The 11,081-nt window shown below is 45.6% G+C and carries 8 protein-coding genes; 2 read left to right on the plus strand and 6 right to left on the minus strand.

Annotated elements, in window-relative coordinates:
• Nucleotides 1-9: 9 nt before the first annotated feature.
• Nucleotides 10-786: a helix-turn-helix transcriptional regulator gene (locus ATB76_RS16330; protein ID WP_061035723.1), complete on the minus strand. Its 777-nt coding sequence runs from the start codon at nt 784-786 to the stop codon at nt 10-12.
• Nucleotides 787-887: 101 nt separating this feature from the next.
• Between ATB76_RS16330 and ATB76_RS16335 the strand changes: the two genes are divergently transcribed.
• A complete protein-coding gene (locus ATB76_RS16335) occupies nt 888-2,072 on the plus strand; it encodes an MFS transporter (protein ID WP_061035724.1) in 1,185 nt (394 codons plus the stop codon).
• 36 nt (nt 2,073-2,108) lie between these two features.
• Here ATB76_RS16335 and ATB76_RS16340 read toward each other — a convergent pair whose 3' ends face one another.
• Nucleotides 2,109-4,046 carry an LTA synthase family protein gene (locus ATB76_RS16340; protein WP_061035725.1) on the minus strand — a complete coding sequence of 646 codons (1,938 nt, stop codon included), beginning with the start codon at nt 4,044-4,046 and terminating at the stop codon, nt 2,109-2,111.
• 394 nt (nt 4,047-4,440) lie between these two features.
• Between ATB76_RS16340 and cysS the strand changes: the two genes are divergently transcribed.
• Nucleotides 4,441-5,814: a cysteine--tRNA ligase gene (gene cysS, locus ATB76_RS16345; protein ID WP_061035726.1), complete on the plus strand. Its 1,374-nt coding sequence runs from the start codon at nt 4,441-4,443 to the stop codon at nt 5,812-5,814.
• A gap of 70 nt (nt 5,815-5,884) precedes the next feature.
• Here cysS and ATB76_RS16350 read toward each other — a convergent pair whose 3' ends face one another.
• The 4 genes from ATB76_RS16350 to proV all read right to left on the minus strand — a co-directional run bounded on the left by ATB76_RS16350 (nt 5,885) and on the right by proV (nt 10,831).
• Nucleotides 5,885-7,294, minus strand: coding sequence for an MATE family efflux transporter (locus tag ATB76_RS16350; RefSeq protein ID WP_061035727.1), 1,410 nt, complete (start codon nt 7,292-7,294; stop codon nt 5,885-5,887).
• A 225-nt stretch (nt 7,295-7,519) separates the two neighbouring features.
• Nucleotides 7,520-8,527 carry a glycine betaine/L-proline ABC transporter substrate-binding protein ProX gene (gene proX / locus ATB76_RS16355; RefSeq protein ID WP_038872393.1) on the minus strand — a complete coding sequence of 336 codons (1,008 nt, stop codon included), beginning with the start codon at nt 8,525-8,527 and terminating at the stop codon, nt 7,520-7,522.
• Nucleotides 8,520-9,638 carry a glycine betaine/L-proline ABC transporter permease ProW gene (gene proW / locus ATB76_RS16360; protein ID WP_061035728.1) on the minus strand — a complete coding sequence of 373 codons (1,119 nt, stop codon included), beginning with the start codon at nt 9,636-9,638 and terminating at the stop codon, nt 8,520-8,522. The genes proX and proW overlap by 8 nt, the downstream gene beginning before the upstream one ends.
• A gap of 5 nt (nt 9,639-9,643) precedes the next feature.
• The gene (proV, locus tag ATB76_RS16365; RefSeq protein WP_038872399.1) at nt 9,644-10,831 is read right to left on the minus strand and encodes a glycine betaine/L-proline ABC transporter ATP-binding protein ProV; all 1,188 of its coding nucleotides are present in this window, start codon (nt 10,829-10,831) and stop codon (nt 9,644-9,646) included.
• Between the last annotated feature and the right edge of the window lie 250 nt (nt 10,832-11,081).

The following is an 11,081-nucleotide window of genomic DNA, read 5'->3' on the forward strand; positions in this document are numbered from 1 at the left end:
TATTCAATATTAATTCATGAAGAAGCAACCCGGCGTCACCCCAAAGCTATGTTTGAATAGATGATTAAAAGCACTCACGCTGGTAAAGCCACACTCCAGTGCAACGGTGGTAACTGGGAGGTTTTGCGCCAACAACGTCAGAGAGAGGAACAACCTTGCTTGTTGACGATACTCGATGAAAGACATGCCAACTTCATTGCGAAACAAACGGCTCAAAGTGCGGCTGCTGACGTTAATTTCCTCTGCCCATTGTTTTAATGAACGATTATCCGCAGGCTCATCCAACAGTGAGTTACAAACCTGCCCAAGTTTGGCATTGTTGGGAAGAGGGATTTGAATGGACGCTTGCGGCGCGACTTTCAACTGATCCAACAAAACTTGAACAATACGCCAATACGGCTCTGTGCTGGCTTGATCGGCCGGTTGCTCAGAAAGGTGAATGATCATCTCGCGCAACATTGGTGACACGTTGAGAACATCACTCTGAGTTGGCAGCTCAGTATCGATGCTCGGCAACAAGTAGACGTTTTTCATTGCCGCATCGCCATACATATACACCTTGTGGCTCTCATGCGCCGGGATCCACACCGCTCTTTGAGGCGGAACCACCCATAGCTGAGATTCTGTCTCGACCGCCATCACACCACTGCTGGCGTAAACCAATTGGTTGTGTTGATGGCAATGCCAATCAATGACGTGCCCATCGGGGTAGTGCTTGGGAATGACCACCGCTTCTAAGAGATTGATGCTGGCGTCCAGACTGATGGCTTTGATGTTCTGGCTCATTTGAGCAATAACCTGTCTTGATAGAATCTATACGCCAAATGCTAGCCAGATAAACTGAGCTTGTCATTAGTTAGCTTTCCTTTATTTGGTTTGGAGTCGAGATGAACCGTTCCTTTCACGCAGGTGTCCTCAATGTGGGGCATGCGCTCAATCATTACTTCTTGCTCATCTTTCCTTCTACTGTACTAACGCTTCATAAAGAATGGGACATGAGTTACGCAGCGCTGCTCCAAGTGGGGAGCGTAGCCATGTTGGTTTATGGCGTGATGTCCCTGCCTGCTGGTTGGCTGGCGGATCGTTGGAGCCGAAAAGGCATGATGACCGTTTTCTACTTTGGGATGGGCACCTCTGCATTATTTACTGCTCTTGCGCAAACGCCATGGCAAATGGGGTTGGGGCTTTGTGCCATAGCCTTGTTTGCGGCGATTTATCATCCCGTCGGTATTGCACTTATCTTTAGCTCTGCAAACAAAACAGGCAGGGCTATCGCAGTAAATGGACTAGCAGGTAACTTGGGTTTGGCGTTTGCTGCAATGGGAACCGCTTTGTTGTGCCAATGGTTCTCTTGGGAAGCCGCATTTTATGTTCCAGGCCTTGTGTGTTTATTAACTGGTATTGTGTACTGGTATGCATCGAAAGGTGTTACTGATATCGAACATGCGAAAAGTAGACGTGACGACGTAACGATGTCTTTGCGACAACTCAAAGTGCTGTTCGTTTGCGCTGCGGTGGTTGTCTTCTTCGGCAGTTTAGTCTTTCAATCTACGACGACCTCGTTACCGAAAATCATGGACGCACAATTTAGCCAATCATTGAGCCTTTCAAGTACGTTAACCACATCGATTTTTGTTTGTGCCGCGTTTATTCAGCTTGTTGTGGGTGAGCTGCTTGACCGCGTTGATATCAAGAAGCTGCTCGCCTGCATTGCTGGTGGGCAACTGTTATTCCTCCTATTAGCGACGGTTACTCATGAATGGTCATTGGTTCTTGTGTTTGTTGGTTTGATGTTGTGTACATACGCGCAAATACCAGTGAATGATTGGCTTATTGGCCGTTATTCCGATGTGAAATGGCGCTCGAGAATCTACGCCGTTAAGTACACATTAAGCTTTAGTACTGGACCTATCGCGTATTGGCTTATCGCAGCGACTTATGCTCATACACAAGAGTTTGTATTGATGTATTTCATCCTCGCTGGTGGGATGGGGATAGCACTGTTGAGTACAACGTTAATGCCTTCGTCAAGCAAAAGAAAAACGGCTAGCACCGCATTAGTAAAACAATGATACAAAAAGGAGCGCATGTTGCGCTCCTTTTTGTAGTTACTGTATGGCTTTAGAAGAGTACCAGTCGTTTTGATAAGCCTTAGAGGCAAACAAAGCGTTGGCCTTAGCGCGTTCAATGATAGCTGGGTCCACTTCAATAGGCTTCATCGTTTGGTTATCGAAGTTGTATTGCATGGTCGATACCTTTTCGCCCGGCGAGAATACAACGAGATTGTCTCGGGTTAAGTAACCAAAGTTCTTGTCGTATTGCATCATGGCACGTTCGTCTTTGCGTGCGAGAGGCTTAGTAAGATCACGGCCAATCATCGGCGTTTTCGCATCCACACCAATCAAAGAAAGTAGCGTAGGTGGCATATCTAGGTTATTAGCAATACGGTCGTCTTTACGTGGCTTAATGTCTTTACCAAGAATCAATGCTGGGATGTGGAAGTGTTTTACAGGCACTAAGTTAGCACCAGATACACGGGCATCGTGATCGGCAATCACAATGAATATCGTGTCATCCCAGTAAGACGATTTCTTGGCTTTATCAAAGAACGTACCAATTGCGTAATCCGAATACTTCACTGCGTTATTGCGTGTCATGTATTCAGAGTCGTAAGGCTCGATTTTACCTTCTGGATATTCGTATGGGCTGTGGTTACTTGAACTGAATACTAAGCTGAAAAAGGGCTTGTCGGTCTTAGACAGGCGTTCAAATTCGTGGTCTGCTTTGGTGTACAGGTCTTCATCGCTCACCCCCCAAGATCCAACAAACTCTGGATTTTCGTAATCTTTCTCTTCAATGATTTGATCAAAACCATTGCCGAAAAAGAAGGTTTTCATGTTGTCAAAGTTTGCTTCGCCACCATAAATAAACTCGGTGTGGTAGCCGTTGGCTTTCAAAAGGTCTGCGATAGTAAAGAAGTTCGTCTGGCTTTTGCTTAGTTTTACAACCGCACGTGATGGTGATGGTGGGAAGCCTGTCGTTACTGCTTCAATACCACGAACAGAGCGAGTTCCTGTTGCGTATAGCTGTGTAAAGTTCCAACCTTCAGCCATAAGCTTGTCGACATTGGGCGTGAGTGGTAATCCTCCTAGTTCTCCGACAAACTGAGCACCTAAGCTTTCTTGTAGCAAGATGACTAAGTTCTTTGGTTTACCTTGATAGGTCGCTTCATTGCTGTTCATTGTAGGAAGAACTGAAGGATCAAAGTTTGATTTCGCGGAAGAGGAGCGCACAAGTTCTAGCATCTTCTGGTTATCCATTTTTCCATAGAACTGCTCTGCGCTTCTCTCTGACTTCATGTTGTTGACAGCAAACAAGAGAGAGTAAGAAGAATTTAGTGTGAGATCGTTCATCAACGGATCGTTAGAAAACGCCACCATTGCAGGGTTTAGAGGGCGATGACCCAAAGAAGAACGCGCACCTGCGACACCAATCAAAACGACAAGAATGGCAAGGATAGGTCGCCATTTCCAGTTTACTTGTTGTGCGTTATCGGTAAGCTTTTTGCTCCATTTCCAACCAAGGAAAAGGGTAACTGCTGTGCCTACAGCACCGATAAAGAGCTCTAGTTTGTAACCAGTCCAAAGCATGCTGAACACTTCTTTTGGATAAATCAGGTATTCAACAAACAAGCGGTTTGGGCGTAGGTCGTACTCTTGAATAAAGGGTGCGGTTGCCAATTCCATGTAAACAATGATCCATAAACCTGCGACCATCCAGCAACGTAATACCCATTTCCAGCATGCGCCGACCTTTCCTTGTACAGGTAATAGCGAAGAAAGTAAGCCTGGAAGGATGAATAACCAACAGATGGTGGCAAAGTCTACGCGTAGGCCCTGACCAAGAATATAAATAAGGTCGTTAAAAGATTCGATTCGGTCAGAAAGCCAAATGGCAAGTAAAATCCGCGAAACGGAAAGAAAAGCAAGCGAAAATAGCGCAAATACAGCGATGGGCTGCAAAGGCCCAAACGTGGGCTTCTTCATAAATATTCCCTAATTTACTGATGTAACTGATTTTTATGGTGTGTCTTTTATCAAATAAAACGTGAAGTAAGCGTGAAATATAAGGTTTATTTATAAATTTAATTGTAATGATTGGTATAGCTTTGTAAGAGAGGGTAATGCCATACGGCGTACGTAGTTCAGTCTGTTGTCGTAAAGTGCGTGATAACCACAAGCTTGATTTCTATGGATTTCTTATTTAGGGTATCTGTATGAACTATTTAGCGATTTCTATCTCAACGAACTGTTGTTGTTGCACTTCTAAAAATGTGCGGCGGCTTTCGTGTAGCTATTAGTTAGCAAAAGATCATACAGACATATTAAAGGCCGCCGATGTTTTCATCCGCGGCCTTTTTGCATTTAAAGGAATAACAATATGAGTCAGTCAAAATTACAATTATTCAATACACTGGGGCGCACCCTTGAGCCGTTCAACACCATTAAATCAGGTAAAGTCGGTTTATATGCATGTGGTCCAACGGTGTATGACTACGCGCATGCAGGGAACTTGAGAACCTACCTTTTTGTTGATGTGTTAAGGCGCACGCTTGAGCTCAACGGTTACGACGTAAACCACGTTATGAACATCACGGATGTTGGGCACTTGGTGTCAGACGCGGATACCGGTGAAGATAAAATGGAGAAGGGTGCGAGAAAACAGAATAAGTCTGCTTGGGAGATCGCAAAGTATTTTGAAGATGCGTTTTTAGATGATCTTACTAGCCTCAACATCACTCAGCCTTCCATCATTTGTCGCGCTACCGAGCACATACAAGAGCAGATAGAGTTCGTCCGAGAGCTTGAACAAAAGGGCTTTACCTATCAAACCTCCGATGGCGTTTATTTTGATTCGGCGAAGCTTCCGGATTATGGAAAACTTGCCAAACTGGACCGCGAGGGGTTAGAAGCGGGCATTCGCGTCGAAATGTCGGAGAAAAAGAGTCCAACCGATTTCGCACTCTGGAAGTTTAGCGGTGACACACCAAGACAAATGGAATGGGAAAGCCCTTGGGGAGTTGGCTTTCCGGGATGGCACATTGAATGTTCTGCGATGGCAGAGAAATACCTTGGGGAAGTGTTCGATATTCATGTTGGTGGGGAAGACCATATCCCAGTTCACCACACCAACGAAATTGCCCAATGCCAAGCAAAGAATGGCCACGTTCAAGCGAATTACTGGCTGCATGGCTTCTTCCTCCAATTGAACAAAGAGAAGATCTCTAAGTCCGGCACGTCACTTCGTCTTGATGTGTTAATCGAGAAAGGCTATGACCCGTTAGCTTACCGTTACTTGGTGCTGACCAGTCATTATCGCAGTCATTTGAGCTTTACGTGGGAGAGCTTGGACGCGGCACAAACGGCTTTAAAGCGCCTGAAAGCGAAAGTGTCGGCATTACCAGAAGGTGGCAAAGTCGACCAAACGTATGTTGAGCGTTTTATGTCACTCATCAACAACGATTTAGCCATGCCACAAGCGATGGCATTAATGTGGGAGTTGCTTGGAAGCGAATTAAATGACGGAGATAAGAAGGCAACGGCACGCTACTTTGATCGTGTGTTTGGTTTGGATCTTGATAAGGTAGACGAAGAAGAAATTCCTCGTGAGATCTTGGAATTAGTAGAGTTGCGTTTGCAAATGAAAAAGCAGAAGGAATACCAACAAGCTGACGAAATCCGCCAGAAAGTCACCGAACTCGGCTATAGAATCAACGATGCTGGTGATAGCTCAACGGTAAGTAAACAAGGCTAGTAAGCCAGAAAACAAAAAGGCTCACTGCGATAATGAGCCTTTCTAATTGAAACGATAAACGTTCTCGTCGCTATTGAATCGCTAACTCAGGTTGCGACGCCGTATTCACTTCTGCGGTTTGATTGTACTTCTTAATCACTAGCGTCAATCGAATCAGCATTGCAATTGCTGCGGTGGTTAAGCCGGTTACGATACCAATCCAGAAGCCTTCTTCGCCCATGGCTGGAACGATTTCATCCGTGATACCCAATAACATACCCAGTGGAAGCGCTAAGCCCCAGTAGGCAAGAATCGCCAGAATCATAGGGACTTTAGTATCTTTGTAGCCACGCAGTGCACCGTTTGCAGAGGTCTGTAGCGCGTCACTGAACTGGTACATCGCAGTAAACATCAACAGAGTAGCAGCGGTCGCTGAAACTACAGGATCTGTGGTGTACAAACGAATGATCCACTCTGGGAAAAGCAGGAAGAAGCCGACTGAAATCAGCGACAGTAGCGCAGCAGTAATAATACCCACCAAACTACGGTGAGAGGCCGTTTCAAGCTTTTGTTCACCCAATGCATGGCCAACGCGAATCGTGATACCAAAGGAAAGACTCATTGGAATCATGTACGTCATGCTAGAGATGTTCAGTGCAATTTGTGCCGCGGCAACGTTCTCTGCACCGATACGACCAATCAATAGCGCAATCACCGCGAAGATACTGCCACAAACCGCAATGTTCAAACCAATCGGCATGCCGAGTTTGAACAGCTGTTTGATTTCTTGCCATACTGGTTTTAGCTCAGCGAAGTGCAGAATGTTTTTGTAGTGGTGATGGCTCTTAATATAGCTAAACAGAAGGGCAGACATCAGCCAGTAAACCAAGCTTGTTGCCCAGCCACAACCAACCGCGCCCAATGCAGGCATGCCGAACTTGCCATAAATCAGGATGTAGTTAACGGGGATGTTCACCAACAATCCGATGACAGAAATCAGCATCGGAGCGCGGGTGTTATTCATCCCTTCACAGAAACCATTCAGCGTATAGAAGAGCGCAATACCTGGAACACCAAACGCTAATGCGACAACATAATCACTGGCAATAGGAATGATCTCAGGAGCAACGCCTAAGCCAACGAGAATGGTTTCACCAAGTAGCAAGTAAACAATCAAGATGGCACTAACAAACGCGGATAGCCACAGCATCTGAATGAAAGAGATACGGATGTTATCTAAACTTTGTGCGCCGCGGTGGTAAGCAACGACAGGCGTTAATGCCATGATGATGCCGCGAAGCAATAGCGAAACGGGTAGCCATAAACTGGTGCCAAGCGCGATCGCAGCAAGGTCGGCTGCACTTACTTGGCCTGCCATTGTGGTATCGATAAAGCCCATCGACTGAGTTGCGAGCTGCATCAAAATGATTGGGATCGACAGGTGTAACAATGCGCCCGATTCTTTAAAAAAACGAGAAAAAGAGGAAGGTGTGTTTTGCATGGATGTAGTTAAACACCAATATCAATGCACCAGTGGAAGCAGGATGGCGTTGTGCATTGTAGGGTGTGCCGCGTAGGCAGGCGCAATATACGGACTTTTGTTCTGCCATTCAATATGTAATTTAGATCACAGAGAAACGATTGCGAAAGGAATTTTGGATAAAAAAGCGCCAGCAGGTTTGACTGCTGGCGCTTGGTCTTATTTAGGAAGGAATTCGATTGTTAATTACATTGACGCTTTTTTAGCTTCGGCAACCCAAGAATCAAACAGTTGTTGGTTGGCTTTGATCCAGCCATTAACGTGAGACTCGATGTCCGCCGCGCTATTTTTACCTTGGCTCATCATCATGTTTTGTGCGCTGACATCATTGATATTCAGCTTAACGATTTCGAACAGTTTTGCGGCAGAAGGGTTTTTTTCTGTGAAATCTTTGTTCGCCACGATTCGCATTGAGTTCATTTCAAACCCATAGTTTTTACCATTCTTAAGTGTGGTATCCACATCTTTACGTTCACCAGGTAGGGCAGAGAATGGGACTTCTAGCCAAACCACATCTTCGCCCGGAACGAGTACGCCACTTACCCAATAAGGTGTCCACGTGTAGTACAAGATCGGGTCGCCTTTCTTATAACGAGAAATAGTATCCGCAATGATTGCTGCGTAGTTACCTTGGTTGTGTGTGACCGTGTCACGAAGTTGGTAAGCGTTAAGCTGCTCTTCAATTACCATTTCGCAGCCCCAACCAGGGTTACAACCAGTGAGGTCTGCTTTGCCATCGCCATTGGCGTCAAATAGTTTTGCTAGCTCAGGATCTTTAAGTTGACCAATGTTAGTGATGTTGTATTTTTCTGCGGTTTTTTTATCGATTAAGTAGCCTTGAGCCGCACCACTAACGTACTGGCCTTGGCGGTAGAATTTATCATCACCACCTGACATCGTGTATTTGTCTGCGTGCAAAGGGAACCAACCCACAGCTAAGAACGTAGCATCGCCTTTTGCGATCGAAGTGTAGCCAACGTTGTAATCGACTTCCTTAGTTGGTTGAACATCGTAGCCCAACGCTTCAAGCGCGCGGTTAACAATAAGAGTTTGAAACGTTTCTTCCGCAACCGTTGATTGAACTGGTTGAACTGAAACGCCTTTACCCGGTAAGTCATTCGCTAAAGCTTGAGTCGAAAACGCCATCGTTGCTAACGTTCCAGCTGTTAGCGCTTTCTTCCATGAATTAGTCATTTATGTTTCTCCTAAGTTTGAGATCAGGTTGGTTCGATTTGTTGGTCAGTTTTAAAAGGTAAGAAACTGGACCGGTGTGGTACCAACGTAACTTCGTGTTACCCGCGTTAGCGCCTAAAACTTGTGTGATACGGTCGAGTAGAATGGCAAGGATTACGATACCTAAACCGCCCACCGCTGCTAGCCCCATATCCAAACGTCCGATTCCACGTAATACCATTTGTCCCAACCCACCAACTGCGATCATAGAGGCAATAACCACCATAGAAAGGGAGAGCATCAGGGTTTGGTTTACGCCTGCCATAATAGTCGGTAGGGCAAGGGGAAGTTGAATGCGGTACAGCATTTGCTTTTTGCTGGCTCCAAATGAGTGTCCGGCTTCAATCAGCTCTTCTGGGACTTGTTGAATACCAAGAATGGTCAAGCGAACCACGGGAGGCAATGCAAAAATAATGGTGACCACCACGCCAGGTACGTTCCCGATGCCAAACAACATGACGATAGGTACTAAGTAGACAAAAGCTGGGGTGGTTTGCATTGCATCGAGTATGGGCCGTATGAACTTAGCGGCGGTGTTGTTTCTTGCCAGCCAGATACCAAGTGGTAATCCAATGATCAGACAGAAGAATACGGATGTCAGTACTAATGCCAAGGTCGTCATTGCTTGGGACCAAGCACCTATCAGCCCAATGAAGACTAATGAAGCGAATGTCGACATCCCCAAACGCAAATTAGAAAATTGCCATGCTAATAAAAAGAGAATGATGAGCATGAACGGGGCAGGTGTAGAGACGAGCGCCGTTTCAAATGAGGAGAGAATGAAATCAATGGGAACGCGAATTGCTTGAAAGACCGGACGTCCATGTTCGACAAGCCAATCTAACCCAGATTCTACCCAAGTATCCAAAGGAAGGACCGCATCTTGAAAGGGGTTCATGATATCAAAAGGGGCTTCTTCAACGGTTTCGGAATTCAACCAGTCTATACTTGACGTCGCTTCACTGCCTTGTGACCAAGGGGCACTTTGTTCTGTTGTGGCTGTTGCCCATGGGTCGGTTTGTTCCGCTTCTGTCGTTGACCACGGATCGTTAGTGGTTTGTTCTGTTGACATGATGACTAATCCTTATCCAACGTTTGCAGAAGACGTGATTTTGTCACGACACCATAATAGTGGCCTTGCTCGTCGACAACTGGGACGGCATAAGGGACACCAGCGACGACACCAAGAATGTCGTTGATTGCTTGGTCTGGCTGGAGGGTGATTTCGTCGATCAATTGTGCACTGGCTAGTGAGCGATTTTCTTTGTGGGCAACGCGTAACGAATCAAGAGAAACAATGCCAGAATAATGGCTGGATTTATCAATGACTATGCCGTAATCGCGGTCGTGATCCATCAATATCTGCATTGCAGACCCAGGACCATCATGTTCGGACTTCTTGAAAACAGCGGCTGGCTTTTTTCGAGCGATGTCTTTCACGGTCAGTACGTTTGCAACGTTAACACCTCGGAAAAAGGCTTCCACATAATCATTGGCAGGGTTATGAAGAATCTCATCTGGTGTACCGACTTGAACCACGTCGCCATTCTGCATGATGGCAATACGATCGCCGATTCGCATGGCTTCATCTAAATCGTGAGAGATGAAGACAATCGTACGTTTATCGTCATTTTGCAGTCGAATAAGTTCATCCTGCATTTCGGTTCGGATAAGTGGATCGAGCGCTGAAAAGGCTTCATCCATTAGGAGGATATCAGGGTCACACGCGAGAGCTCGAGCGAGGCCAACTCGTTGCTTCATTCCGCCAGACAACTCATCCGGATAGGATTCTGAGTAGGCATCAAGGCCAACGCGTTGTAAGGCTGACAACGCACTTTCTTGCCTGTCTTTGAGGTTCACACCGGCGAGTTCAAGGCCAAAAGCAGCGTTTTCAATCACCGTCATGTGAGGCATGAGCGCGAAGTTTTGAAAAACCATGGAAATGTTATTGCGGCGAACTTCTCTAAGTTCATCTTCAGAAATGTGGGCAATGTCTTTACCTTTTAGGTAAACGCTGCCTTTGGTTGGCTCAATTAAGCGATTGAGAAGACGAACGAGTGTGGATTTTCCTGAGCCAGATAGGCCCATAATGACAAAAATCTCACCTTCATTGATGGAAAGAGAGACATCGTTAACGCCAACCGTTAAACCTGTTTGTTCAAAAATACGATCTTTATCGATGCCTTTCTCAATCAGTGAGAATGCGCGATCAGGATCGTCACCAAACACCTTATACAGTCCCTTAACTTCCAGTATGGGATCCATGTAAATCATCCTTAATTTTGAATGTTTTGTAGTAAAACGTTTCGTACTCTAAGTAATGTTTGGGAAAATTTCAATGTTCGATAAAAGGTTTGTGTGGTGACGTTACACAAATTAGACATAAACAGCTTAACCAATGATTTGGCTTTAAATGAAGTAAAAACAGTGCGTTATGTTTATTTGTGGTGCGTCGCAAAAGTGGGTGAAATGGCCTGTGAAATATTTTTGAATTTATTGTGGTTGATGAGTAACA

This window comes from Vibrio sp. MOR3, from assembly GCF_001557775.1.
Classification (GTDB): domain Bacteria; phylum Pseudomonadota; class Gammaproteobacteria; order Enterobacterales; family Vibrionaceae; genus Vibrio; species Vibrio jasicida.